Origin of the sequence: Pyruvatibacter mobilis (genome assembly GCF_012848855.1) — a bacterium.
Taxonomy (GTDB): domain Bacteria; phylum Pseudomonadota; class Alphaproteobacteria; order CGMCC-115125; family CGMCC-115125; genus Pyruvatibacter; species Pyruvatibacter mobilis.
This window is the reverse complement of record NZ_CP051630.1, coordinates 1,875,623-1,901,514: the sequence shown is the minus strand read 5'-3', so window position 1 is coordinate 1,901,514 and position 25,892 is coordinate 1,875,623. Positions and strand designations below refer to the sequence as shown.

Genomic DNA, 25,892 nt, shown 5'->3' with positions numbered 1-25,892 from the left:
CCGCGCGTCAATTGGGTTTTAGGGCAACGGTGGCCCGAAACCCTTGCTGCACAAGGGCTTCAGCGCATCGGGTTTCTCAAAACCGCTTGCGCACGGGCAAAATCGGCCATATCGACAAGGAACTTCGATCCTCAACTGAGTCGGTCATGGAGGAATGACCGGCTGGGGCTGGATCGGGCTCGGGCAGCCAATGGCCTGGGCAAAGCAAGCCGACGCAGCCAGCGCCGTCCGGGGGACAACCGCCCGCCAGCACTGAATTCACTACCACTGTGTCAGTAATCGACTGTGTCAGTACCAAAGTCATCTGAGAGGCAAATACGATGAGCAAGGCAGAATTTATCGAGAAGGTTGCGGAAGCCGGCGACATGTCCAAGGCGGAAGCCAAGCGCGCCGTCGAACTGGTGTTCGGCGAAATCGAAAAGGGCCTGAAGGCGTCCAAGAAGGAAGGCAAGTACACCATCGGTACATTCGGCACCTTCACTATCTCCAAGCGCGCTGCCCGCATGGGCCGCAACCCGCAGACCGGCGAAGCCATCAAGATCAAGGCATCCAAGGTCCTGCGCTTCAAGCCGGCCGCGCAGCTGAAGGAAGCCGCCGGCTGCTGAATGCAGTCCCGGCAGCGCACGTCCGCAGGGACGTGACCTGAATGATGAAATGCCCGTCTGTGCCCTTGCGCAGGCGGGCATTTTTTCTGAGTCTTGCCCGCAGGTCGCCCGTGACGGACGGCCGGTGAGCCCCGGCGCCAAGGCGCGAAACAGGCAGAGTAGAAGATGGTTCATGCCGATCCCGCGTCCCCGCTTGCCCATGCGGCCGCGCGCCAGCTCTTCGTCGCGGATGACAGTCATGCCCAGCGCACGCTCAAGGAGCTTGCTGCTGATGCTGGCGGTCCGGCGGCCGGGCTGTTGGCTAACACTGATGCTGAAAAGCTGCTGGCCGCCTGCGCCGGCAATGCGCCCTATCTCGCCCGCCTGATCCAGCGGGAGGCTCTGCTGCTGCCCGACCTGCTGAGCCAGGACCCCGCCGCCATGCGCGACCGGCTGCTTGCGGGCTGCTGCGAAGCCATGCGCGATGCGGATGACATGGCAGCACTGATGCGCGCAGCCCGTGTTGCCAAGCGCCGCTTGGCGCTGCTCGCGGCAGTCGCGGATGTCGCTGGCGCATGGCCGCTTGACGAGGTCACGCGCACCCTGTCGCTGCTTGCCGATACGGTCATTGAGCAGGGGGCGTGCTGGCTGCTGCGCCAGGCTGCGGCGCGCGGGGAGATTACCCTCGCGGACGAGGCGACGCCCACGCGCGGCTCCGGCCTCATCGTGCTGGCTATGGGCAAATACGGCGCCTTTGAGCTCAACTATTCCAGCGACATCGACATTATTGTCTTCTTCGAGCCGGACGGTCTGACGTTCTCAGAGAAGTGCGAGCCGCAGTCCTTCTTCGTCCGCCTCACCAAGGACCTGGTCAAGCTCCTGCAGGAGCCCACCGGCGATGGCTATGTCTTCCGCACCGATCTGCGCCTGCGCCCGGATGCCGGGGCCACCAACGTGGCGATCTCCGCGGCAGCGGCGGAGAGTTATTACGAAACCATGGGCCAGAACTGGGAGCGCGCGGCGATGATCAAGGCGCGCCCCTGCGCCGGTGATCTCGAAGCGGGCAAACAGCTCATGCAAATGCTGACGCCGTTCGTCTGGCGCCGCTATCTCGACTTTGCCGCCATCGAGGACATTCATTCCCTCAAGCGGCAGATCCATGCCCATCGTGGCCACGCTGCCATCGCCATCGAGGGGCATGACGTGAAGCTCGGCCGTGGCGGCATCCGCGAGATCGAGTTCTTCGTGCAGATCCAGCAATTGATCGGCGGTGGCAAGACACCGGCGCTCCGCGGCCGCGCCACAATCCCCATGCTGACATCGCTGGTGGAGGAGGGGTGGATCGACCCGGCCACCCGGGACGACCTTGCCCGCGCCTATGATTTCCTGCGCACGCTCGAGCACCGTTTGCAGATGGTGAATGACGAGCAGACACACCGACTGCCAAAGACGGCCGAAGGCATCGCCGCCATCGCGGCCTTCATGGGGTATGGCGATGACACCGCTTTCCGCAAGGACCTGACACAGCACCTGGAAACAGTGCAGGGCCATTATGCCGGTCTGTTCGAACGTGAACCGACTCTCTCTGAAGAAGCAGGCTCACTGGTCTTCACCGGTACTGATGATGACCCTGAAACGCTCGAGACCCTGGCGGGCATGGGCTTTCAGTCTCCCTCCTCAGTCATTGCCACGGTGCGCAAATGGCATTTCGGCCGCATCCAGGCCACCCGCGCGGCCCGGTCGCGCGAATTGCTTACCAAGCTGACCCCGGCGCTGCTGCGCGCCATTTCCGGCGTCGACAGTCCGGACCAGGCTCTGTCGCGTTTTGACCGTTTCCTGTCCGGTCAGCCGGCTGGCGTGCAGTTCTTCTCGCTGCTCTATCAGAACCCGGCCCTGCTGGACCTGCTGGCTGGTATCATGGGGTCCGCGCCCATGATGGCGCGCTACCTCGCCGAGCACCCCAATGTGCTGGAAGCGGTGATCGCGGCGGATTTCTATGGACCACTGCCGGATGCCGAGCAGCGGCAGGAAGAAGTGGCGGAGTTGCTGGAGCGCGCTGATGGCTTCGAGCAGGTGCTCGACCTCGCCCGCATCTATGCGCGGGAGCAATTGTTCCAGATCGGCGTCCAGGTCCTCACCGGCACGGCCCCCGCCCGTGAGGCAGGGCCTGCCTATGCCGACCTCGCAACCGCCCTTGTCAGCGGCATGGTTCCAGCTGCCATGAACGAAATCCGCCGTGACCATGGCGACCTCCCCGGCGGTGAGATGGCGGTGATTGCCATGGGTAAGCTGGGCGGCCGCGAAATGGCGGCTACCTCCGATCTGGACCTCATCGTCATCTATGAGTTTGAAGGTGAGGCCAGTCAGTCGAACGGCAAGCGGTCCATCGACGGCACGCGCTATTACACCCGCGTGTGCCAGCGGCTGATCAGTGCCCTGACGGTTCCGACGGCGGAAGGACCGCTGTATGAGGTGGATCTGCGCCTTCGCCCCTCCGGCCATGCAGGTCCGCTGGCCACGCGCCTGCGCAGCTTCATCAAGTATCATCAGGAAAGTGCCTGGACGTGGGAAAAGCTGGCGCTGACCCGCGCCCGCGTCATTTCCGCGACCTCCCCCCTGATGCAGAGCATGGTCGATGGCGCCATTCGCGATGCCCTGTGCAACGGTCGGGATGAAAAAACACTGGCAGGGGACGTGGTCGACATGCGTGAGCGCGTCTACCGCGAACTCGGCAGCGATGAGCTGTGGGACATCAAGCATGGCCGCGGCGGGCTCGTGGATCTGGAATTCATTGCGCAGACGCTGCAGCTGATCCATGCCCGCCGCAATGCAGGCCTCCTGGACAGCAACACCCGCACAGCGCTCGAGAAACTCACCATGGCCGGTATCACCGGCAAGGGGCTCGGCCAGCAACTGATCGATGCCGCCGATCGCTATCACAATCTCACCCAGGTTCTCCGGATTGCGGTATCCGGCACCTTCGTGCCTGCCATGGCGGGCGAAGCCCTCAAGAACCGTCTGGCCCGCGCTGTGGATGCCCCCAGTTTCTCCGTGGTCGAAAGGGACCTGATGGAAACGAAGACAATGGTTAACGCAGCCTTTGCGGATCTGATAGAACGCGCCGCCGGCTGAGGCCGGGGCGGGGGGTCGGCGGATTGCCACCCCCGCACGCTGTTAGGCATAAACCGCGCGCTTTCTTGCGGTGGTACGGCCGCAGGTCTATCCCTGACACTGGAAAACTCGGGTAATGCCGCCATGCCGCACGGCCTGGCCGGATCTGGTTAATGTCGCATGGAGCGTTTCGACGCCATCATCATAGGGGCCGGGCACAACGGTCTGACAGCGGCGGCCTACCTCGCGCGCGCCGGTCTGCGCGTTGTTGTTCTTGAAAAGAACCCCTATCTCGGCGGCGCCGCCAGCAGCCGCGAGATCGAGCCGGGCTTCATCTATTCGAGCTGCTCCTATGCCCTGAGCCTGCTTCGCCCGGAGATCATCCGCGACCTCGACCTCGCGCGCCACGGCCTCGTGACCATTCCTTTCGGCGGGTCACTGACCTTCCTGCCGGATGGCCGCCATCTCGCATCCTCGTCGCACGCGCACATCATGCACCGGGAGATTGCCCGCTATTCGCCGCGTGACGCCGACGCCTATCCGCGCTTTGCGCGCGATATGAAGGAACAGGCGGATTTGATCCGCCCCCTGATGATGCAGCCGCCGCCGGACCCCGCAAGTCTCAGCCTCACGCGGCTGGGTGAAGGGACGTCCCACCTCCGTCGGTTCGCCGGCACGTCATCTGCTGCCTTGGCGGATACCGTGCGGTTCTGGACCCTGTCGGCGAAGGACCTGCTGGATCGCTATTTCGAATCCGACGTTGTGAAAGCACATCTCGCGGCATCGGCGGTGATCGGGACCGGACTTGGGCCAATGTCCCCCGGCAGCGCCTACATCATGCTGCACCACCGGGCCGGCGGTATCGACGGCGCCCGTGGTGCCTGGGGCTATGTGCGGGGCGGCATGGGAAGCGTGTCCCGCGCCCTGGCCGCCTGTGTCATTGAGGAAGGGGGCGACATCCGTCTCGAAAGCCCGGTCGACGAGGTCAAGGCCTCCAGCGGCAAGACAACCGGCGTTGTGCTGGCTGATGGCAGCGAGATCAGTGCAGGCATCGTCCTGTCCGGCCTGGAGTTGAAGCAGTCCATCCTGTCGCTGCTCGACTGGAAGGTGCTGCCCCAGGGCTTCACCGAACGCGTTGCACGGTTCAAGACACGCGGCTCTTCCGCCAAGCTCAATATCGCGCTCAATGGCCTGCCGGAATTTGCCGGGATCGAAAGCGATTGCACAGCCCTTGAAGGCGACATCCGGCTGTGCGGCACCATCGCCGACATGGAACGCGCCTATGACGACTGGAAAGAGCGGGTCATGCCGCGCGATCCCTATATCGAGATGGTGTTGCCGTCGCGGCTCGATCCCACGCTGGCCCCTCCAGGCAAGCATGTGGCTTCCGTCTTCGTCCAGTACGTGCCCGACGGCCTGATCGACGGCAGTTGGACTGACGCCAAACGCGCGCAGCTTCAGGAAGTCGTCCTCGACAAGATCGAGCGCCATGCACCCGGATTCCGGAAGCTGGTGCGCCATGTGGAAACGCGTACGCCGGCTGATCTTGAAGCCGAGATCGGCATGACCCAAGGCAATATTTTCCACGGTGAGCTGACGCTGGACCAGCTTCTCTTCAACCGTCCGCTCCCGGAGCTGTCGCGCTACCGGACGCCTGTCCGGGGCTACTATCTGTGTGGGTCGAGCATGCATCCCGGCGGCGGCGTGATGGGTGCGCCGGGCGCCGTTGCAGCCGCCCAAGTGCTGCGTGACGCGGGTGTACGGCCGCGGAGGCGCGCATGACCGGCGTCATCAATGACACAAATCCGGTGGACGTTGCCGTCATCGGCGGTGGCATCAATGGGCTCGTGGCAGCAGCACTGCTTGCCCGCACCGGACGGAGTGTCGTGCTGCTGGAGGCGGCAACACAGACAGGCGGCATGGCACCAACCGCAGCCCAGCTCGCCTGCGGCCTGCCCACGAGCCTCATCAGGCGCCTGAAGCTTAAGAAGCATGGCCTGTCCCTGCTGGGCAGCCATGTCGGCCGCGTGGCGCTTGACCCCGATGGCCGCCACATCCCGCTCGGCGGCAAGGGAAGGGCCGCCCGCCGGGCAACGCGTGAGGCCATCTTCCACTGGTCGAGCCGTGACGCAGAGGCGTGGGACAGTATAACGGCAAGCCTCGACAGGCTGCGTGGCGCGCTCATGCCATGGGTCGTTGGCGACGCGCCCCATCTTCATGACCTCGATCGCCGCCAGCGCGTCGCCTGGGCCCTGCAGCTGTTCCGTCTGCGCCGGCAAGGGCGCGCAGCACTTCAGGAGGTGCTGCAGCTGCTACCATCCAATGTAGCGGATTTTCTGGATGATCGCCTTGAGACGGACATCCTCAAGGGAGCACTGGCACTTGAGGCAACGCGTAGCTCACGGCACGGGCCGCGCGCCCCGGGCAGCATGCTGCACTGGCAGTGGGAACGCGCTCTGGAGCAGGCAGGCAGTGCCGGCACTGTCCAGGTGGCGGGGGGTGCAAAAGGTCTCATCGCCGCCCTGCGTGATGCCGCCATGGCAGCCGGTGCGGACATCCGGTGCTCCGCGCCGGTGACGCAGCTTCTTATCGAAGATCAGACGGTCTTGGGTGTCGTGCTGGAGCACGGCGAAGAGATACGCGCCCGCTGCGTCGTCTCAGCGATTGATCCGCGATCAACCTATCTTGACCTTGTCGGCGCGCGCCACCTCGATGCAGGTCTGGTCAACAACCTGCGGCACCAGCGCCCCGGCGGTGCCCTGGGCCGGATCACGCTTACGCTTGGACGGCGTCCGACCATCGCGCGGCTGACGGATGAAATGTGGGCGCGTCGCCTGATGCTGGCACCCTCAGTGCCCGAGGTGGAGCGCGCATCGAACGCCGCCAAATATGATGACCTGCCGGACCATCCGGTCGCGGAAATCACCGTGCCCTCCGTCCTTGACCGCAATGGGCTGGCCGATGGCCGGGAGCTTCTGACAGCGCTCGTTCCCTTCCTGCCCCAGCACCCGAGGCAGGGCTGGAGCAAGGCCCGCGACCTGCTGGCAGCCCGCGTTGTGAAACAGCTGAGCGCCTATGCGCCCGACCTGCCGGATCTGATTGAGGAGATTTCGATCCTGACGCCTGAAGACATGGACCCGGCAGGCGTCGGGCTGTCATCATGGCATCACCTCGATCTTGCAGCGGACCAGCTCATGGGCTTCCGCCCTGTCGCAGAACTGGGCGGGCATGATCGTCCCATCAAGGGGCTCATCCTGGCGGGTGCCGGCAGCCATCCCGGTGGTGGGCTCAATGGGCGCGCTGCCATGCGCGCCGTTCGTGACGTGCTGGCAGGGGCAGGGGGGAGCGGTCATGAGCGTAGTTGATGCCGACATTGCCGTCCGGCCGACACCTTTCCATCACCGCATGGCGGAGCTGTCCCGTACCAATGAATGGACGCAGCAGCTTGGTTGGACACTGGCTACTGGTTTCGACACGCCGGAGACCGAGCATGCCGCCCTGCGCAACCGGTGCATCTTTGCTGACCGAACCGCATTGGCGACATACGAAGTAACCGGTCCTCAAGCCCGCGCCTATCTTGATCGCCTCGCCGGCGGCATCGGCGGACATGTGAAAGTCGGCTCAAGCCGCCGGGTCGTGCTTTGCGACGATGACGGGCATCTGATCGCTGACGGCACCGTCATGCAGGTGGATGATCACAGGTCATGGCTGGTCCTGCCCGCCCGCGTATCTGACTGGCTGGAGATATCGCGCCACGGCTTCGACTGCACCATCGACGATATGTCCGAGCGCATTGCGACCCTGGCGGTTGAAGGCCCCAGCGCCTGTGCCGCCCTGCTGTCAGCAGGTTTCGGCGGGCTGCAAGCCCTGCGTCCGGGCGGCGTGCGCGACATGAAGCTTGGCAGCACGCATTGCGTCGTTACCCGTCGCTCACCGCTTGGCGGGCTGGGCTATGAGCTGCGTCTCCCCGTGGAGAACGCACTGCCGCTCCTTGATCGCTTCCGGCGCGAAGCGGCGTACTTCGCACCCGTCCCCATCGGGACCAGCGTGCAGGCCCTGGCCCAGCTCGAGGCGGGTTTCCCGCGCGCCGGCATCGACTACGTACCGGCCCTGACAGCAGACCGGGCAGACCGGCGGACACCGCTGGAGCTTGGCTTCGGGCGGCTCGTTCGTCTGGACGCGGATGCTTTCACCGGCAGAAAAGCGCTCGAACGTCAGAAACGGCATGGCGCCGGACATGCCCTTGTCGGCCTCGAAGTCACGGGCACGGACATTCCTGATGGTGCTGCGGTGTTTGACGGCGATGCACCGGCAGGCCGGGTCACCAGCATGGCCTGGTCTCCTGCCTGCAAGCGGGTGATCGCGCTGGCCGATGTGTCATCGGAGGTATTGGGGTCTGCCCGTGCCCTCAATATGCGGGGCGCGGATGGCCGCCGCATCGCCGCCACAATTGTGCCCCGCCCCTTCTATGTCTGCGCCAATGCACGGCGCACCCCGCCCGAGGCGCAGTAGGTTTTCATCAGAATACCGCGAAAAATCGCGCAGCTTCCATCCGGCCATTTTTCCTGACGCGACAGCGACGGAAGTCACCACACAGCTGCGTTTGACCTGATGAACACCACAGGCTGGTGTCGCAGGCAGCCACCGGAATTCCGCTCCACCCCCTGGGAGCCCCGGTCGGTCGGCATCCCTCAAATGCTTTGTCTGCGGCCCTGCCGCCCGGCGCGGCGCCCCGGCGTCCGCCTCCCGCCTCCCCATAAGCGGGGTGGGCCGCATGGCACAGCGCCGCGCCGGAAAGTGTTCAGGGCATGTGGGGCAACACACGCTCAGTCAAAAGGAAACGAGTGATGAAGAAGACACTGACGATTTCGACCGTGGTTCTGGCTCTCGGCGCAGGCGCCGCGGGCATTGCCCTGGCCGGCCCCGGCGGCAAGGGCTTCGACCGGCTGGACGTTGACAGCAATGGCGTGGTGACGATGGAAGAGGCCAAGGCGGCCGGCGCCAAGCACTTTGCCAAGCTCGACAAGGACAAGTCGGGTGGTCTCACCGCCGACGAGATCGGCCGTGGCCATGGCAAGATGGGCGGCAAGAAGGGCGGCAAGTATCACGGCAAGGACGCCCCGAGTGAGGCCGACCGTGAGGCCCGCATCGAAGCCCGCTTCGAGCGGCTCGACCTCGACAAGAGCGGTGCTGTGACCCTCGAGGAGATGAAGCAGGCCGCCGCGGAGCGCAGCGAAAAGCGCGAAGCCCGGAAGGCTGAACGCTTTGCCATGATGGACACCGACAAGGACGGCACCATCAGCGAGGCGGAATTCGTGGAAGGCCGTGTCGCCATGATGTTCGGCAAAGCCGATGCCGACGGCAACGGTGAAGTGACCCGCGACGAGATGCAGGCGGCCCGTGAGGCCATGCGTGCGGACCGTCACGGCAAGTCCGAGTAACACGACGGTGGCGCGGGCAGGTGACATGAGTGCGCCTGCCCGCGCCGGTTCGCCCGCTATTGGCCCCGCCGGGCTACGCAATATGGCGGGAGAAGCGGGTTGGACCGGCGCGCGGTCCGGCTTAGCCTTGCGGATCGTTCATCCGCCCAGGACCGGAAGCCCGGACGGGACCGGTCACAAATCGGGGGACCGTGCCAGAGTGATACCGGCACGCAGTAAGACATCGTCGCCTGGCGACACTGCCGCGGCTGACGCTGCTTTCGCCGCCCGGATCGCATCCGGCGAGCAGGCGGCCATGCGCGAAGCGGTGGAAGAGTTCCTGCCCCAGGTTTTCGCCACGGCAAAGCGCATGTTGCGTAATGAGGCGGATGCGGAAGAAGTGGCGCAAGAAACGTTCCTGCGTATCTGGAACAGCGTCGGCACCTGGACACCCAAAGGCGCGCGCTTGCGAACGTGGGTCGTGCGTATTGCGATCAATCTCTGTTACGACCGGATGCGCCGCAAGAGCTACGGCAAGTCCGACCCGCTGGAGGCAGCCCCGGAGATGGCGGACGACGCGCCTGATGCGGTGGCCAGGCTGGCCGCCCGGGACCAGAGCAGCCTGGTGGAGCAGGCGATGAACGGGTTGCCGGAGCGCCAGCGTCTCGCCTTGCAGCTTGTCCATTTCGATGAGATGAGCAATGGCGAGGCAGCCGAGACGATGGAAGTGAGCGTGGACGCTCTTGAATCGCTGCTGGCGCGCGGGCGCCGCGGCCTTAAAGCGGCCCTGATGGGCCACAAGGACGAGTTGTTGGGAGAAGAGGCATGACACCCGACAGAGTGATGGCACTGCTGGACGCCTATGGTGCGGACCCCGCGCGTTGGCCTGACGCTGAGCGCGACGCGGCGATGGCGATGATCAACGCCGACCCGGCACTCGCCGCCCGGCGCGATGAGGCCGCCGCGCTGGACGGGCTGCTGATGCAGGCGGAAACGCCGCAGCCGTCCGCCGACCTAGCCCGCCGCATTCTGGAAAGCGCGGCATGTCATGGCGAAGCGATATCGGCACCTGCGCCACAGCATGGGGACAGGCGGGGCTATCTCGACTGGCTAAGGCAGGCCAGTCAGCAACTCTGGCAGCAGCTTTGGCCGCAGGGTTCGGCATGGCAGCCGGCGCTCGGCCTGGCCGCGTCGCTGGCCGTCGGCATCTGGGTCGGCACGACGGGCGCCGTTCCGGTCACCGGCATCACCGGCACGGAGTACGAGACCGCGAGCCTCGCCACCGACGATGCATCGCTGTCCATCTTCTATGACACCGGCTCGACCTATGAGGAGTGGGCGCAATGACGGATCAGGCACCGGTCAGCAAGCCCCGCCGCTGGGTGAACATCGCCCTGTTCGTGTCGCTGGCCGCCAATCTCTTTTTTGCCGGTCTGCTGATCGGCGGCCCGATGCTGCGCGATCATCCGGTTCGCGACCGGGGTGTGGCGGTGGACATGCTGCCCAATCCGCACATGTTCATCCGTATCCTCGGCAAGGAGGAGGGCCGCCGCGTGCTGCGGGAGCTGCGCGCGGAAGTGCCCGACCTGCGTGAGAAATTCCGCACCATGCGCCAGCGTCACCGTGATGTCGTGGTAGCGATGGAGGCGGATCCCTACGACCCGCAGGCGCTTGAGCAGGCCTTCAACAATGTGCGCGCGGCCCATACGGACCTCACCACATCCCTGCAGGTTCCCCTGACTCGGATCCTGGCAGAGCTGACGCCCGACCAGCGGCAGCGTTTCAGCGAAGCATTCCGCAATCTGCGCGGCCCCGGAAGTCCGCGGAACAGGCCGGACGGGGAGGGGCATCCAGGCGGGCCACGGAGTGAAGGGCCCAACGCCGGGCCGCGATAGGAAGACCGGTCAGCACCGGCGGCGATCAAAGCAGCCTATGCTGTCGCGGACTTGGCAGCCGGCTGGCGTGCTGTCAGGGGCAGCAACACCGTCACGCTGGTGCCTTCGCCCGGGGTGCTGGAAATCTCCAGCGTGCCGCCATGCAGTTCGACGATGGAGCGCGACAGCGCAAGGCCGAGCCCTGTGCCCTCATGGGCCTTGAGGTAGTTCGTATCCACCTGTTCGAAGGGGCGGCCAAGCTTGGCAAGGTCCGCAGCATCGATGCCGATGCCGGTGTCAGTCACACGAATGCTGATCCGCTCGTCATCCGCGTCATGCGCAACATCAACCACAACCTCGCCGCCACTCGGCGTGAACTTGACGCCGTTTGACAGGAGGTTGAGCAGGACCTGCTTCACGCCCCGCTTGTCGGCCACAATCGCGGGCACATCCGCGGGCTTCGCGACAAGCGCCACCTGGCTGTTCTCGGCCCGGCCGGAAACCATGCGCAGGGTCTCGGTCACCGCGTCATTGATATCGAACTCCGACAGGTCCAGTGACATCTTGCCGGCTTCGATCTTCGACATGTCCAGAATGTCGTTGATCACCGCCAGGAGATGCTGGCCGCTGGCATTGATGTCCGAGGCATAATCCTTGTACTTCGCAGCCCCCAGCGGACCGAAGAGCTGGTTCTGCATGATTTCCGAGAACCCGATAATGGCGTTGAGCGGCGTCCGCAGCTCATGGCTCATATTGGCCAGGAACTCTGATTTGGCGCGGCTGGCCCCCTCGGCGCGGGTCTTGGCGGCTGCATACTTTTCAGCCAGCTGCACGAGTTGCGTGGCTTGCGTCTGAAGTTTCTGGCGGGAGCTTTCAAGGTCAGTCACCGTGTCCGCGAGGACTTCGCCCCGCCGCATCAACTCGGACTCCTGGTGCTTGAGTGCCGTAATGTCCGTGCCGATCGAAACGATACTGCCATCGCGCATGCGCCGTTCGCTGAGGTGGAGCCAACGGCCGCCCGGCAGCTTCACTTCGCGCTTGTCGGAGCCATCCGCGCCGATCCTTCCGGGCAGCAGCAGCTCACCTTCCGCCGTACGCAGGTCGAGGTCACGCGCTGTCGGATTGGCAGGCAGGGTTTCAGGCTTGATGCGGTGGAAGGCCCGGAACTTGTCATTGGCCATGATCAGGTGGCCCTGATTGTCCCAGAGGGCAAAGGCCTCGGAACTGCTTTCGACCGCGTCCCGCAGGCGCAGATTGGCCATGCGCTCGCGCGCTTCGGCCTGCTTCTGCTCGGTAATGTCGATGGCGATGCCCACAAGGCGCTGCGTGCTGGCCGTCAGGCCGCGCCAGATCTGCCCCTTGGCCCGGACCCAGATCCAGTCACCGCTGGAATGGCGCAGCCGGAAGGTCGTGTCATAGCCCAGCGTGCCCCGGCGGACGCTGTCTTCCACTTCCTGGAGGATGTGCCGGTCATCCGGGTGCACATAGGCCATTACCTGCTCGGAGCTAAGGCGCGCCGCCCTCGGCCGCTCTCCCAGCAGCGCAAACATGGGCGCGGACCAGTAGAGCCGCCCGGCACCCAGATCCCAATCCCAGATGCCGCAACGGGCCCCGGCAAAGGCCAGTTCGAAACGCTGCTCGCTGTCCTTTAGCGCGATGTCGGCAGCCGTCTTGCGTTCGATCTGGCGGACAAGCCCGCCGCCCAGCACGCAGATGAAAAAGGACGCCCCTGCCATCAGCACGAGATGGAAGGGCAGTGTTGTGTACCAGTCTGCAAGTGCCGACCGCACAGGCAGGGAGACAGCAACCTGCCGCGTGCTGCCGGCGATGACAGAGCGTGCCTCAATGGCACCGTTATCTGTCACCGGCGGCACCGTGCCCGCCCGCTCCAGCGTCACGCGCATGCCGGGCCTGAGATCAAGCGCGGCCACACGGGCGGCGAACGCCTCACGCCCGATGGTGGCAAGAGCTGTGTCTCCGGCGAGGGCACGTGCCATAGCGGCCACGTGGCTCTGAGCCTGGGTCAGGCCGGCGCGGTAGTCTGTCCGCAGCTGCCAGGCGGCAATGCCGTTAAACGCAATGAGAACGAGGGCACAGAAGACCAGCGCCCAGATGCGTGCGCGCGTCTCGTCGCTTGCTGCGGGGCGCGCTATCCGCCCGGTCTTGTGGGGAGAGGCAAAGAGGGTGGACAGCGTTGCGCGCAGGCGTTGGGCCAGTGATGTGTGGTCTCTGTCCGGAGTGGCGGCCGGCCCGCCGACCAGGGGGCCGGTGGCTGAGAATGGTCCGGTGTAGCGCGCGTCGCTCATCGCAGTCAGCTCCCTTCGCCCCAGGGAGCTGCATGCCATGCCAGCCCCTGTTCAGGCCGGAATTGGCCTGGTCCCTCATGCGAATCGCTCATGATGATTCGCATATGGAGTCCGGCTGTCCACAAGGGGGCAGGGGGTCGCGTTAACTTTTCATTAAGGAGCTGAAAACTGTTGCCCTAGGGACTCACGATTCGCGAACCGCGAAAATCCGGTCCCGGATTTTGCGCGTCGCGACTCGCGATCAGCCATCACGCAATCATGCGCGTGGCGATCTCATAGGTGTCTTCAGACAGTTTTCCCGCCGAAAGCAAATCACTAACGGCCTGGCGGGCAGCGTCGCGGCGCGGTGCGTCATAGACCCGCCACGTCTTGAGCGTCCCAAGAAGACGGGCGGCCACCTGCGGGTTGATCGGGTCGAGCTCACGAACGAAGGCCGTGAGGAAGCGGTATCCCGATCCATCAGCCGCATGGAAGCGCACCGGGTTGGCCCCTGCGAAGACGCCCACCAGCGCCCGCACCGTGTTGGGGCGCGTGAGTGAGAAGTCCTTGTGCTTTGCCAGCTCCATCGCCCGCGCAAGCGTGTCTTCGCGCGACGACATGGCTTGGAGGGAGAACCATTTGTCGAGCAGCAGCGGGTCGCCGCTGGCGCGCTCATAGAAACTGTCAAAGGCCGCCTGACGCTCGTCCCGTGCCATATGGGTCAGCGTGGCAAGCGCAGCCTCGGTATCGGTCATGTTGTTGGCCGACGCAAATTGAGTAGCGGCAAGGCGGGCGGCGTTTTCATTGCCAAGGCCCGCATAGACCCGCAGACAGGCATTCTTGAGTGCCCGCCGGCCGGCCTGGTCGGCATCCGGGCTATAGGCCGCGTTGGACTGAAGCTGCGCATAGCGGTCGAGCAGCAGGTCACCGAGCTGATCCGCCACGGCCTTGTGCAGGTGACTGCGCGCCGCATGAACCGCGTCCGCGTCCACATCCTGGCCGATATGCTGCGCAAGCTCCGCTTCGCCGGGCAGATCCAGCATCATGGCAGCAAAGGCAGGCTCAAGACTGTCATCCGTCAGCACGTTGCGCAGCGCGTCCGCGTAGCGCGTGCCGCGCCGCGGTTTCTCGCCGGCGGCGATGGCGCGGGTGACGGCGACAAGTAGTTCGCGCGCATAGGTCTGGCCGGCTTCCCAACGGGCGCAAGGGTCGCTGTCATGCGCCATGCGGAACAGCCAGTCCTTTTCCCCGCCATTGGTGGTGAGTTTCACCGGCGCGGAAAAACCGCGCAGCAGTGACAGCACGGGCGGAGAGGGCACTTTCTCGAAGGTGAATACCTGCTCGTGCTGTGTAAGCTCCAGGGTGCGCTCGGTGGCGCCATCCTCGGAGGTTTCGCCGGCCAGATAGAGGCCAAGGTCTTCACCATCCGTGCCGATGAGCCCCATGGTCAGCGGGATGTGCAGCGGTGCTTTCTGCGACTGCCCCGGCGTAGGCGCGGTGGATTGCGCAACCGTCAGCTCATAGGTCTCGTCCAGCGGCGAATAGCGGCCGGACACCACGAGATCCGGCGTGCCGGCCTGATCATACCAGCGCTTGAACTGTGACAGGTCCCGGCCCGAGGCTTCCGCCATGGCATCGAGGAAGTCTTCCACCGTCGCGGCCCGGCCGTCATTGCGGCTGAAATAGATGTCCATCCCGGCACAGAAGGCATCCTCACCGACAATGGCCTTCAGCATGCGGACGACTTCCGCACCCTTCTCGTAAACAGTGGCCGTATAGAAGTTGTTGATCTCGATATAGCTTGTCGGGCGCACCGGATGGGCCAGCGGGCCCGCATCTTCCGGGAACTGGTGCGCGCGCAGCGTTTTCACATCGGCAATGCGCTTCACCGGGCGCGAGCGCATGTCGGACGTGAATTCCTGGTCACGGAAGACCGTCAGGCCCTCCTTCAGGCACAGCTGGAACCAGTCGCGGCAGGTTACGCGATTGCCGCTCCAATTGTGGAAATACTCATGCGCGATGATGGCTTCCACATTGGCGAAATCCACATCGGTCGCGGTGTCGGGGCGAACCAGAATGTACTTGTCGTTGAAGACGTTGAGACCCTTGTTCTCCATCGCCCCCATGTTGAAATCCGACACGGCAACGATATTGAAGACATCGAGGTCATACTCGCGGCCGAACGCGTCCTCATCCCACTTCATGGATCGCTTGAGCGCGTCCATGGCGTAGGCGGTGCGGTCTTCCTTGCCGTGCTCCACATAGATACCCAGCGCCACCTCGCGGCCGGACCGGGTGGTGAAGCTGTCGGACACATGAGCAAGGTCGCCCGCCACCATGGCAAAGAGATAGGACGGCTTGGGATGCGGGTCATGCCAGACGGCAAAATGACGGCCGCCCTCAAGCGTGCCGCTCTCCACGCAATTGCCATTGGCCAGCAGCACCGGGCAGGCTGCCGCGTCGCCTTCCAGGCGAACGGTATAGACCGCCAGAACGTCCGGGCGATCGGGGAAATAGGTTATGCGGCGAAACCCTTCCGCCTCGCATTGGGTGCAGTAGACACCATTGGACTGGTAGAGGCCGGTGAGCGAGGTGTTGGCCTGCGGGTCGCATTCCGTCTCGATGACGATTTCATGCGTGCCCTCTGTGAGGTGCGGCAGCACTAGGCTGCTGTCTGTCAAATCATAGGCGCCAGCATCAAGTTTGGCGCCGTCCACGCTGACCAACAGGAGGGTCATCCGCTCGCCATCCAGCGTAAGCGGTGTGCCCGCGGCGGCATCGGGATTGGGCAAGACCCGCATCGTGGCCCGCACGCGGGTGCGGGAGGGGGCGAGGGCCACGTCCAGATGCACACTTTCCACCAGCCAGGCCGGCGGGGTGTAATCCTCAAGCCGGATCGGCTGCGGGGCGGGCGGCGTTGCGGGCGAAGTGCCCTCGGACATGGCGCTCAAAACGGCTCCTGCGGACTACAGGTTCAGGACAACTGGGACGCGTAATATAAGGGCACAGGAGCAGGAAAAAAGCCCCGTGCAGAGGGAGGGGCTATGCGCCGCTGTCTTCCTCGGGCGTCTGCTCGATGGCGCGGACCGTCTGCTTGGCGTCCTGCACGAGGCTCATCAGCTCGTTGGAAAAATTCTCCGGCTGATCCTCGGCATAATGAACCAGCTCGCGCGTCAGCCGGTAGAGACGTACGGCACCCGAAATGAGGCGCGCCTGGAACTCGATACGCTCCGGATACAGATCATATTCCGCGCCCGGCACGCGCCAGCCGCCCCAGTCATTCTCGCCGGTGACGACGATGGGGTAGGTGCCGGGATGGGGGTGATGCCCGCATTCTTCCGGCTGCTGCCACTTGTTGCGCCCGCGCATGATGCGCCAGTTCTCGCCGTCATAGCCTGCCACGCGCGTGGAGCTTGCTTCACTGGCCAGTTCGTCGGCGCCGAATTCACGGCCGAGGCCCACATCGTAGGAGATGCGGATCGGCTCCTCGACATCCTTCGCCCATTGCGGCAGCACGCGCTCCACCTGCGCCCACGTGCCCACGGGTTTGACGAAAACCCGCTGGTTCTTATGGAACTGTGCCTTGGCCATGAAACTGCTCCGCGGTTACTCGCATGGATATACCTGCGAAGAGTTTGCACCTGTTGCGGTTAAGGCCGGTTTAAGCGGGGCCTGGCCCTGTACCATCAGTGGCCAGGAAACGGCATTACTGCTTCGGTTTCAGGACAGGCACGTTGTTTCTGACAAAGGAAACCGCCCTGGAAACCCCGCTGCGGGCATCCGCCATCAGCGTGTAGGCAACCGGCACAACCACAAGTGTGAGAGCGGTTGAGGAAGCAAGGCCGCCGATCACAAGAAAGCCCATGCCGTTGCGAAACTCCGCACCCTGACTGACGGACATCGCTACCGGGATCATGCCGCAGATCGTCGACAGCGCCGTCATCAGCACCGGGCGCAACCTCACCGGCCCCGCCTCGCGGATGGCCTCGCGTGCCGTCCGGCCGCTCTCGTGGGCCTGGTTCGCATAGTCCACCAGCAGGATACCGTTCTTCATGACAAGCCCCATAAGGGCCAGCAGGCCGATCTGGGTGAACATGGTCATGGTCTCACCGGCGAAGAACATGGCAATGAAGGCTCCGACGAAGGAGAGCGGCGCCGTCAGCATGATGATCATCGGTTGGGTGAAGCTGTTGAACTGGCTCGCCAGGATCATGTAGAGCGCGACAAGAGCCAGCATGAACGCAAAGCCGATAGCCTGGCCGGTTTCCTTCATGCGTTTCGCGCGGCCCTCGGCGGAGACCGCATAGCCTTGCGGAATGCCTGCCTCGGCAATAATCCGCTCGAACTCGGCCGTGGCATCGCCCATGGCAACGCCCGGGCCGGTATTGGCAAAGATGGAAATCTTGCGCGACCGGTTGGCTCTGTCGATCTGTGCCGGGCCGGCTGCCACATTGAACGCCGCGAGATTGGCAAGGTCGATCAGCTCCTGGTCAGATGCGCGCACCTGGATGAGCTCAAGCTGGTGCAGCTCGTGACGCTGGTTTTCCTCCAGCCGAACGCGGACGTCATAGCGCTGGCCGTATTCTTCAAAGGTGGCGACATCCACACCGCCGACCAGCGCACGCACCGTGTCGGCCAGCGAGCGAACGGGAACGGAGAGGTCGGCCGCGCGCATCCGGTCAATGATGACCTGTACCTCCGGCTTGCCTTCCTCGAACGAGGTTTTCACGTCACGGAAAATCCCTGCTTCCCGCATCCGGACCGCGATCATGTCCGTCCGCTCACGGAGCACCCGAAGATCCGGGCCGGAGATCGCATACTCAAGCTCGAAATTGGTGAAGCCGCCGCCTGAAATCCACGGCACGTCCGACAGGGAGATGTGGGTGGCTTCGGGGGCCGCCCGCTGCATGGCCATGCGCGTGGCATCCATGACGGGGATGAAGCCCACGTCGCGGTCTGCCTTGGGTGTCAGCGCGATATAGAAGGACGCCTGGTTGACCCGCTCGCGGCTGTCGCCGCCGACGGTGAAGAACACGGACTTTACGTGGTCGACCTTGGCCATGGCGGCGGCAGCCCGGCTTGCCACCTCGCGCGTCTGTTCCACGCCCGCCCCATAAGCAAGTTCGATCTGACCAAGAAACTCGGACCGGTCCGCCCGTGTGTCGAATGCTGAGGGGATGAAACCCGCGACGAAGACACCCAGCACCATGGCACCGGCGGCCAGCAGCACCACGATCCAGCGGCGCTCCAGCGCCACGTCGAGCAGGCGGCCATAGGCAATCTCGAGCTGCGTATAGGCATCATCGAAGAAGCGGCCCACGCGGCCAAGCTTGGACCCGTCTGACCGTTCCAGGAAGCGGGCGCACAGCATCGGCGTGAGGGTCAGCGAACAGGTGAGTGAGACGATGACCGAGAAAACGATGGCAAGGCCGTACTGGAAGAAGAAGCGTCCGACGATGCCGTCCATGAAGGCGATAGGCACAAAGACGGCGGCGATCGACAGGGTGCCGGACAGCACCGCAAGGCCGACCTTGCCGACGCCGAGGGAGGCCGCTTTCATCGGCGGGTGCCCCTCTTCAAGCTGGCGGTGGATGCTCTCGAGGATCACGATGGCATCATCCACCAGCAGGCCAACGGCCACCGACAGCGCCATAAGCGTCATCAGGTTGAGGGTGAACCCCATGACGTAGAAGGCGAAGAAAGTCGCAACGAGTGCGGTGGGCATGGCGATGGCGACGATGGCCGTGGCGCGCACCGACAGCAGAAAGGCAAGGGTGATCAGCACCACCAGAATGACGCCGAGGGTAATGTCGCCAAACACGTCGTTGACCGATTCCTCGATGAACATCGACGTATCGCGGGCAGCGATGAGCTTCATGCCTTCCGGCGCAGTCTGACGGATCTCCGCAAGCTCGGCGCGGATCTGCTGGGCAACCTCGACCGTGTTGCGGCCTGACTGCCGGCGGATTTCCAGGCTGACGCCGGGCTGGCCGTCAAGCTCCGCATAGGAGCGCAGGTCTTCCATACCGTCTTCAACCCGCGCCACATCCTGCACGCGCGTGGGGCCCGTTTCGCGATAGGCCACGACGATCTGCCCGAACTCGGCAACGTCCTTCACTTCGCCCTTGGTCTTCACGGAAAACTCGGAGCGCAGCCCGGCAGTGTCGAGCCGGCCGCCGGGAATTTCCGCGTGCTCACGCCGCACCGCGTCGATCACATCCTGGGCCGTCACGCCATAGGCGCGTAAGCGCACGGCATCGAGCCAGATGCGCACCTCCCGGTCGCGCCCGCCGACAAGCCGAATGGACCCGACCCCCGGCACGCGTTGCAGGCGTTCTTTCACAACACGGTCCGCATAGCGGGTGATCTCCCGGACGGGCATGTCGCCGGAGATCATCACCGACATGATGGGCTGGGCGTCCGGGTCGACCTTCTGGACGATGGGCTGCTCTGCATCTCGCGGAATGTCGCTGATGGCGAGCGCGACCTTGTCGCGCACATCCTGCGCTTTCACATCCACATTCTCGTCGAGCCCGAATTCGATGTTCACCGCGCTGTGACCTTCGGAGCTGATCGAGTTGAGGCTTTCAATGCCCGAGATGGTGTTGACCTGTTCCTCGATGGCATCGGTGACTTCAGTTTCGATCGTCTCCGGCGCGGCCCCTTCGAGGAGCGTCGTGATCGACACATAGGGAAACTCGACCCGCGGAAACAGATCGACGCCGATGCGGCCCAGCGAGATCCAGCCCAGCACCACAAAGGCGCCGACGAGCATCACCGCAAAGACGGGCCGCCTGATGGAGACATCCGAAATCCACATGCTTCAGTTCCTTGATGGCTGGCCTGCGAGCTGGCCGCATCGCGCCGTCAGGCGTGCGGGCCGTCCTTGTCGGTGGTGTCTGTGTCCGGCATCTCCCTGATGACCACCGGGTCACCCTCGACAAGCAGGCGAAGGCCAGGGCCGGAGAGTACCCTCTCACCCTTGGTGAGGCCGTCGAGGATGACCAGGTGTTCCGCATCAAGCTGGGCCGTGCGCACGGACCTGCGGGTGGCAACACCGTCCAGTTCCACGAACACATATTGCTGGTCTTCATAACCAAGCACTGTGCCGCGGGGCAGGGAGAGGACGGTGGCTGCAGGGGGGTAGATCAGCGCCCGGGCGAAGGAGCCCGGCTTGATGCGGTAGTCGTCATTGGCCAGGCCAATGCGCACCTCAATGGTGCGTTTCACGGGATCGATGTAGTCGTTGATGCGATGGATCTCGCTTTCGAACTCATCATTGAGGCCATCGACAATGACCTTGGCCCGCGTGCCCACCTGGAACTTGGACAGGTGGACCTCCGGGACATCGACGATGGCAGCGACAATGTGGATCTCCATGATCTGCACAACGCCGCCGCCGCCATCGCCGCCAAAGCCACCACCACGGGTGGCCATGAACTTGCCTTCATGCACATTGCGTGCGGTGATCACGCCGTCATAGGGCGCGGTCACAACAGCGTCTTCGAGCGCCTGCGCGGCCTGGCCGAGCTTGGCCTGGGCAATGCCAAGGCGGGCCTGGGCGGTCTCGTGGCCTGCGCGGGATTTGTCGAGTGCACCGGCAGACGCGTTGCCACGCTTGTGCAGCTTCGAGATGCGGTTGAATTCACGGGAGGCTTCAGTAGCCGTTGCCTTGGCGAGGCGCACTTCGTTTTCGAGTTCCTGGACGCGCAGCTTCAGCTCCGTGTCGCGAGTCCGGAACAGCTCATCACCTGCGGACACGCGCTGGCCAACGCGGACAAAAATCTTTTCAACGATTCCATCAACCCGCGGACCAAGATCAGTGCTCTGAAGCGGCGCAATCGTGCCGGTGCCGACAATCGGTTGTTCAATTTTTACTTCGCTGACAACCGCGCTCGCCATGACCACGGGCTCGGGCGCCGCAGCCTGCGCAGACGCTGCGTCATCGGCGTCACCACAGCCGCCCAGAAGTGCCCCCAGCATCATGGCGGACGCACCAATCCCCCTCATTCGACGGCCTGAGAACGCAGACCGGCCAGCAACAGCCATTGCCAATTTCACTCCCTTGGTGGCACTTCTTTGAGGTGCCCGTTTTTTGTATTCACGCATATTATATCCGTGGATACAATACGCCAAGTGAAAGGCCTTTTGATGAGCCCACCCACCCATGTCCCGGCCAGCCATGCCCGGCAGGTCACGACGGATGAAGAGCTGACCCTGCAGGGGGAGTTCGGCTGGGCGGTCTATGATGTGCAGCGCCTGATCGGCCGCATCTTCGACCGGCGCATGCGCGAAATCGGCCTGACCCGCGCCCAGGGCCGCGTTCTCGCCGTGCTGCGGCGGGATGACGGCCAGACCCAGACGGCAATCGCCGACAGGCTGGACATGGAGCGGGCGCCCCTCGGCAAGCTGGTTGATCGGCTGGAAGAAGCCGGTTTCGTCACCCGCTGCATCGACGAGGGCGACCGGCGGGTGAAGCGCGTGTTCCTGACCGACAAGATCAGCCAGGTGGCGCCTCACATGCAGGCGGTGGGCGAGCAGATTTTCGACCTCGCCCTGGCGGGCCTCTCCGAGGATGAACTCGAGCAGACGACGGACCTGCTGCTGCGCATCAAGACCAACCTGATGTCGCACGAAGCCGGTGAACCGGAGAAATAATCCGCCACGGGGCTGCAAAAACACGCAACCTCTTTCAACAGGCAGACCCTACGTCAAAGAGAAAATTAGCCGACAAGCCACCGGCATGGCCTTTCCGCGGCCTTGCCGAGCGCTAGTTTTTGCCTCAGAAAACAGGGGCTAATGGCCTGCAAAGGCACGGTCCCGCGACCGCGCCGAAGGTCGGAAAAGGTTCATTCCCGCATCAAGGCGACACGCGCGTGGCTGTAATCCAGCCCGCACCGCCGGGCGGACCAGGCAGGGTTGAGGAAACGGAAGATGAATTTTGACTTCTCCGATGACCAGAAGCTCCTGAAGGATCAGGCAGCGAAATTTCTGGCCGACAAGTGCAAGCCCGAGGATGTGCGCAAGATCCTCGAAAGCGATGCGCCCTATGACAAGGCGCTGTGGCAGGGCCTCGCCGAGATGGGCTTCTTGGGCACCACCATCGCCGAAGAGTATGGCGGGCTGGGCCTTGGCTATCTCGAACTGTGCGTGATCGCCGAAGAGCTGGGCCGCGCCTGCGCGCCGGTGCCCATGTCTTCCTCGGTCTATCTCGCTGCCGAAGCCCTGCAGCGCGCCGGCACCGAGGAGCAGAAGCAGAAGTGGCTGCCCAAGGTTGTGACCGGCGAAGCCATCGGCTGCTTTGCCTTTGCAGAGGGCGTGCAGGCCCCGACGCCGCGCACCATCAAGACCACCCTGTCCGGCAGCAAGCTTTCCGGCACCAAGCTGCCCGTCGCCGATGGCGATGTGGCGGACTTCGCCGTGGTCGTCGTCAAGACAGGCTCTGGCACTGCAGAAGGTGATGTGTCCCTGGCGCTGGTCGACCTCACTGCAGGCGGCGTGTCGCGCGAGACGGTGACAACGCTGGATCCGACGCGCAGCCACGCCTCCATCACGTTTGATGGTGCCGATGCTGAACTGCTGGGGGCAGAAGGTGAAGGCTGGGCGGTGACCCAGGACATCCTCAACCGCGCTGCCGTGCTCGTCGCCTTCGAGCAGCTGGGCGGCACCCAGGCAGCCATGGAAATGGCCCGCGACTATTCGCTGGAGCGCTACGCCTTCGGCCGCCAGATTGGCTCCTACCAGGCCATCAAGCACAAGCTGGCCGATATGTATGTGAAGCTCGAGCTGGCCCGTGGTCATTGCTACTACGGCGCCTGGGCGCTCTCCACCAATTCACCGGAACTGCCGCTGGCAGCCGCCGGTGCACGTGTGGCGGCCACCGAGGCCTTCCGCTTTGCGGCTCAGGAGAACATCCAGACCCATGGCGGCATCGGCTACACCTGGGAAGCCAACACCCAGTTCTACTACCGCCGCTCCAAACTGCTCGGCCTGACGCTCGGCGCCATCGGCCAGTGGAAGGAACGCATCGTGCGGCAGCTTGAGCAGCGCAACGCCGCGTAGCTGACGGAACCAACGCAAATTCGAGGAAACAGGAGTCCCCAAGATGGATTTCAACGATACCCCAGAAGAAGCCGCCTTCCGTAAGGAGTGCTATGACTGGCTCTCCGCCAACGCCAAGCTGAAGGCTGATGTGAGCGAAAAGCGCTCCGGCGGCAATCTCTCCGTGGACGAGCACGTTGCCCGCGCCAAGGAATGGCAGGCGAAGAAGGCCGAAGCCGGTTTTGCCCAGATCACCTGGCCGAAGGAATGGGGCGGCCGTGGCGGCACGCCGATTCAGTCGGTCATCTATTCGCAGGAAGAAGCCAAGTTCGCCGTGCCCGGCGGCGTCTTCGAGATCGGTCTCGGCATGTGTGTTCCGACCGTGATGACCTATGCCGACGCCGACACCTGCAAGCGTTTCGTGGGCCCGGCCCTGCGCGGCGAGGAAATCTGGTGCCAGCTCTTCTCCGAGCCGGCGGCTGGTTCCGACGTGGCGGGCATCCGAACCAAGGCCGAGAAGGATGGTGACGAATGGGTCATCAACGGCCAGAAGGTGTGGACCTCCGGCGCCCACTTCTCCGATTTCGGCATCATCATCACCCGGACCGACCCGAACGTGCCCAAGCACAAGGGTCTGACCATGTTCTGGATCGACATGAAGGCGCCGGGCGTAGACGTCCGCCCCATCAAGCAGATCTCCGGTGACGCCAACTTCAATGAAGTGTTCTTTACCGATGTGCGCGTGAAGGACAGCCAGCGCCTCGGCGAGGTGGGTGAAGGCTGGAAGTCCGCCATCACCACGCTGATGAATGAACGCCTGGCAGTCGGTGGCGGCGCCGGTGCCGGTGATTACGGCGAGCTCCTCGATCTTGCCCGCAGCACCGAGATGGAAGAAGGCCCCGCCATTGCCAACCCGGTCGTGCGCGAGCGCATTGCCGATTGGTATGTGGAAAGCCAGGGCCTCAAGATGAACCGCTTCCGCACCATTACCGCGCTCTCCAAGGGCACGGCACCGGGGCCGGAAGCCTCCATCGGCAAGATCGTGTCCGCACCGAAGATGCAGGATCTCGCTGCTTTCGCCATGGACCTTGAAGACATGGGCGGCATCATCACCGACCGTGAAATCGCTCCGCTGAATGGCGGTTTCCAGGCCCAATGGCTGGGTGCTGCGGGCTACCGCATCGCCGGCGGTACGGACGAAATCCTTCGCAACATCGTTGCCGAACGCGTGCTCGGCATGCCGCAGGACGTGCGTGTGGACAAGGACGTGGCCTTCAACGATCTGCCCAAGGGCAAGTAAGGCCCGCAGGCCCAAGCAATACGAAAGCGGCCCGCGGAACTATCCGCGGGCCGTTTTTGTGCGCGAGATCCTCGATAGGTTTTGCGGCGGAGACCTACAATGGCAGCACTTCGACAGTCTGCCCCGCGTCCAGCGCCGGCGCGTCCGGCAGGCGTCGGATGAGGACAGTGGCATTGGCCAGCGCGGCGAGATGCGCGGAGTCCTGTTTGGAGAGGGCGCGCACCGGCCCGGTCTGATGGTCGCGCACGCCACGCACATAGGTTTCGCGGTCACCATTTGCCTCAAGCGGCGCACCAAGCACGGCCTGCTCGAAGCCGAGCGCGAGCGCCGAAGGCTGGCCAAGCAAGGTCCGCATGGCCGGCACGAGGAACAGCCGCGCGGTTACCATCGCGGATACCGGATTGCCGGGCAGGCCCAGCACCGGCAACTCACCCAGCTTGCCGAACCAGGCAGGCTTCCCCGGTTTCACCCGCACCTTCTCGAAAATCAGCGTACCGCCTTCCTCGGTAAACACGCGGCGCAGATGATCGTGATCGCCGACAGACGCACCGCCGATGGTGACGAGCAGATCCGCGCCGTCGGCGCTGGCCAGGGCCTCGCGCACATCCTCCGGGTCATCTTCGGCAATGCCCAGCGACAGGGGCTGTCCGCCTACGGAGAAGACGAGCGCCGACAAGCCGGGCGTGCCTGAATTGAAAATCTGGTCCGGCCCCGGCGTTTCGCCCGGCATCACAAGCTCGTCGCCGGTAGAGAGGATGGCAACGCGCGGGCGCCGCATTACCGGGATATCGCCGATGCCGGCTGCTGCGGCCAGCGACACCTTGGCCGGGTTGAGGATGGTGCCCGGCTCCAGCAGCTGCTCGCCGGCTCTGTAGTCGGACCCGGCCTTGCGCACATGCCGCCAGGGGTTGGCAGCGTCCGCCGTATGGAGCGACGTGCCGTCGATGGTGACATTTTCCTGGATCACCACCTGATCGGCGCCAGCGGGCATGCGTGCGCCCGTGGACACGCGCACGGCCTGCCGCGGTGCGAGAGGGGCATCATGGCCGGTGCCGGCACGGGACTCGCCGCGGACCTCCAAAGGCGTGCCGTCAAGATCCTGTGACCGCACCGCGTACCCGTCCATGGCGGAAACGTCGCTCGGTGGCTGGTCACGCGTGGCGGTGATGGCAGCGGACAGGGTGCGGCCAAAAGCGCGCGCGGCTGCGACCGTCTCAGCGTCCAGCGGCGAAAGGGAGGCAGCGATGAGGTCGCGTGCTTCTTCCACGGTGATCATG

18 protein-coding genes are annotated in these 25,892 nt (G+C 64.3%); 12 read left to right on the top strand and 6 right to left on the bottom strand.

The features are described 5' to 3' along the window. The first annotated feature begins 320 nt into the window (after positions 1-320). The 9 genes from HG718_RS08865 to HG718_RS08825 all read left to right on the top strand — a co-directional run bounded on the left by HG718_RS08865 (position 321) and on the right by HG718_RS08825 (position 11,010). On the top strand, positions 321-605 hold the full coding sequence (locus HG718_RS08865; RefSeq protein WP_027839119.1) for an HU family DNA-binding protein: 285 nt from the start codon (positions 321-323) through the stop codon (positions 603-605). A 165-nt stretch (positions 606-770) separates the two neighbouring features. Then, on the top strand, positions 771-3,716 hold the full coding sequence (locus tag HG718_RS08860) for a bifunctional [glutamine synthetase] adenylyltransferase/[glutamine synthetase]-adenylyl-L-tyrosine phosphorylase (RefSeq protein ID WP_160587395.1): 2,946 nt from the start codon (positions 771-773) through the stop codon (positions 3,714-3,716). A gap of 159 nt (positions 3,717-3,875) precedes the next feature. Next, a complete protein-coding gene (locus tag HG718_RS08855; RefSeq protein ID WP_160587396.1) occupies positions 3,876-5,477 on the top strand; it encodes a phytoene desaturase family protein in 1,602 nt (533 codons plus the stop codon). Further along, on the top strand, positions 5,474-7,060 hold the full coding sequence (locus HG718_RS08850; RefSeq protein WP_160587397.1) for a phytoene desaturase family protein: 1,587 nt from the start codon (positions 5,474-5,476) through the stop codon (positions 7,058-7,060). Before HG718_RS08855 ends, HG718_RS08850 begins: the two co-directional genes overlap by 4 nt. Further along, positions 7,047-8,207: a glycine cleavage T C-terminal barrel domain-containing protein gene (locus HG718_RS08845; protein WP_160587398.1), complete on the top strand. Its 1,161-nt coding sequence runs from the start codon at positions 7,047-7,049 to the stop codon at positions 8,205-8,207. The genes HG718_RS08850 and HG718_RS08845 overlap by 14 nt, the downstream gene beginning before the upstream one ends. A gap of 335 nt (positions 8,208-8,542) precedes the next feature. Next, positions 8,543-9,136 carry an EF-hand domain-containing protein gene (locus HG718_RS08840; protein WP_160587399.1) on the top strand — a complete coding sequence of 198 codons (594 nt, stop codon included), beginning with the start codon at positions 8,543-8,545 and terminating at the stop codon, positions 9,134-9,136. 199 nt (positions 9,137-9,335) lie between these two features. After that, positions 9,336-9,944 (top strand): RNA polymerase sigma factor, encoded by a 609-nt coding sequence (locus HG718_RS08835; RefSeq protein ID WP_244624789.1) that lies wholly within the window; start codon positions 9,336-9,338, stop codon positions 9,942-9,944. Then, positions 9,941-10,462: a hypothetical protein gene (locus tag HG718_RS08830; RefSeq protein ID WP_160587400.1), complete on the top strand. Its 522-nt coding sequence runs from the start codon at positions 9,941-9,943 to the stop codon at positions 10,460-10,462. Before HG718_RS08835 ends, HG718_RS08830 begins: the two co-directional genes overlap by 4 nt. After that, positions 10,459-11,010 (top strand): periplasmic heavy metal sensor, encoded by a 552-nt coding sequence (locus HG718_RS08825; RefSeq protein WP_160587401.1) that lies wholly within the window; start codon positions 10,459-10,461, stop codon positions 11,008-11,010. The genes HG718_RS08830 and HG718_RS08825 overlap by 4 nt, the downstream gene beginning before the upstream one ends. A gap of 35 nt (positions 11,011-11,045) precedes the next feature. Here HG718_RS08825 and HG718_RS08820 read toward each other — a convergent pair whose 3' ends face one another. The 5 genes from HG718_RS08820 to HG718_RS08800 form a co-directional block, all read right to left on the bottom strand. Then, complete coding sequence (locus tag HG718_RS08820) at positions 11,046-13,295, bottom strand: PAS domain-containing sensor histidine kinase (protein ID WP_160587402.1); 2,250 nt, start codon at positions 13,293-13,295, stop codon at positions 11,046-11,048. Between the two features lie 248 nt (positions 13,296-13,543). Continuing rightward, positions 13,544-16,216 (bottom strand): aminopeptidase N, encoded by a 2,673-nt coding sequence (pepN, locus tag HG718_RS08815; RefSeq protein ID WP_160587403.1) that lies wholly within the window; start codon positions 16,214-16,216, stop codon positions 13,544-13,546. A 100-nt stretch (positions 16,217-16,316) separates the two neighbouring features. Beyond that, positions 16,317-16,865: a hypothetical protein gene (locus HG718_RS08810; RefSeq protein ID WP_027839126.1), complete on the bottom strand. Its 549-nt coding sequence runs from the start codon at positions 16,863-16,865 to the stop codon at positions 16,317-16,319. A gap of 115 nt (positions 16,866-16,980) precedes the next feature. Beyond that, on the bottom strand, positions 16,981-20,094 hold the full coding sequence (locus tag HG718_RS08805) for an efflux RND transporter permease subunit (RefSeq protein WP_160587404.1): 3,114 nt from the start codon (positions 20,092-20,094) through the stop codon (positions 16,981-16,983). A 47-nt stretch (positions 20,095-20,141) separates the two neighbouring features. Continuing rightward, entirely contained in the window at positions 20,142-21,284 is a 1,143-nt protein-coding gene (locus HG718_RS08800; protein ID WP_160587405.1) for an efflux RND transporter periplasmic adaptor subunit, read from the bottom strand. 141 nt (positions 21,285-21,425) lie between these two features. Between HG718_RS08800 and HG718_RS08795 the strand changes: the two genes are divergently transcribed. The 3 genes from HG718_RS08795 to HG718_RS08785 all read left to right on the top strand — a co-directional run bounded on the left by HG718_RS08795 (position 21,426) and on the right by HG718_RS08785 (position 24,615). Further along, entirely contained in the window at positions 21,426-21,932 is a 507-nt protein-coding gene (locus HG718_RS08795) for a MarR family winged helix-turn-helix transcriptional regulator (protein ID WP_160587406.1), read from the top strand. A 276-nt stretch (positions 21,933-22,208) separates the two neighbouring features. Next, positions 22,209-23,336, top strand: coding sequence for an acyl-CoA dehydrogenase family protein (locus HG718_RS08790; RefSeq protein ID WP_160587407.1), 1,128 nt, complete (start codon positions 22,209-22,211; stop codon positions 23,334-23,336). Positions 23,337-23,379: 43 nt separating this feature from the next. Further along, positions 23,380-24,615: an acyl-CoA dehydrogenase family protein gene (locus tag HG718_RS08785; protein WP_027839131.1), complete on the top strand. Its 1,236-nt coding sequence runs from the start codon at positions 23,380-23,382 to the stop codon at positions 24,613-24,615. Positions 24,616-24,709: 94 nt separating this feature from the next. On the opposite strand, the gene HG718_RS08780 is transcribed toward HG718_RS08785, so the two are convergent. Further along, positions 24,710-25,891 carry a molybdopterin molybdotransferase MoeA gene (locus tag HG718_RS08780; protein WP_160587408.1) on the bottom strand — a complete coding sequence of 394 codons (1,182 nt, stop codon included), beginning with the start codon at positions 25,889-25,891 and terminating at the stop codon, positions 24,710-24,712. Between the last annotated feature and the right edge of the window lies 1 nt (position 25,892).

Bases quoted from the DNA above. Each gene is read 5' to 3' on its own strand.
- HG718_RS08855 (WP_160587396.1), top strand. From the start codon at position 3,876: ATGGAGCGTTTCGACGCCATCATCATAGGGGCCGGGCACAACGGTCTG.
- HG718_RS08850 (WP_160587397.1), top strand. From the start codon at position 5,474: ATGACCGGCGTCATCAATGACACAAATCCGGTGGACGTTGCCGTCATC.
- HG718_RS08805 (WP_160587404.1), bottom strand. From the start codon at position 20,094: ATGTGGATTTCGGATGTCTCCATCAGGCGGCCCGTCTTTGCGGTGATG.
- HG718_RS08845 (WP_160587398.1), top strand. From the start codon at position 7,047: ATGAGCGTAGTTGATGCCGACATTGCCGTCCGGCCGACACCTTTCCAT.
- HG718_RS08820 (WP_160587402.1), bottom strand. From the start codon at position 13,295: ATGAGCGACGCGCGCTACACCGGACCATTCTCAGCCACCGGCCCCCTG.
- HG718_RS08790 (WP_160587407.1), top strand. From the start codon at position 22,209: ATGAATTTTGACTTCTCCGATGACCAGAAGCTCCTGAAGGATCAGGCA.
- HG718_RS08800 (WP_160587405.1), bottom strand. From the start codon at position 21,284: ATGAGGGGGATTGGTGCGTCCGCCATGATGCTGGGGGCACTTCTGGGC.
- HG718_RS08795 (WP_160587406.1), top strand. From the start codon at position 21,426: ATGAGCCCACCCACCCATGTCCCGGCCAGCCATGCCCGGCAGGTCACG.
- HG718_RS08780 (WP_160587408.1), bottom strand. From the start codon at position 25,891: ATGATCACCGTGGAAGAAGCACGCGACCTCATCGCTGCCTCCCTTTCG.
- HG718_RS08840 (WP_160587399.1), top strand. From the start codon at position 8,543: ATGAAGAAGACACTGACGATTTCGACCGTGGTTCTGGCTCTCGGCGCA.
- HG718_RS08830 (WP_160587400.1), top strand. From the start codon at position 9,941: ATGACACCCGACAGAGTGATGGCACTGCTGGACGCCTATGGTGCGGAC.
- HG718_RS08860 (WP_160587395.1), top strand. From the start codon at position 771: ATGGTTCATGCCGATCCCGCGTCCCCGCTTGCCCATGCGGCCGCGCGC.
- HG718_RS08810 (WP_027839126.1), bottom strand. From the start codon at position 16,865: ATGGCCAAGGCACAGTTCCATAAGAACCAGCGGGTTTTCGTCAAACCC.
- pepN (WP_160587403.1), bottom strand. From the start codon at position 16,216: ATGTCCGAGGGCACTTCGCCCGCAACGCCGCCCGCCCCGCAGCCGATC.
- HG718_RS08865 (WP_027839119.1), top strand. From the start codon at position 321: ATGAGCAAGGCAGAATTTATCGAGAAGGTTGCGGAAGCCGGCGACATG.
- HG718_RS08825 (WP_160587401.1), top strand. From the start codon at position 10,459: ATGACGGATCAGGCACCGGTCAGCAAGCCCCGCCGCTGGGTGAACATC.
- HG718_RS08785 (WP_027839131.1), top strand. From the start codon at position 23,380: ATGGATTTCAACGATACCCCAGAAGAAGCCGCCTTCCGTAAGGAGTGC.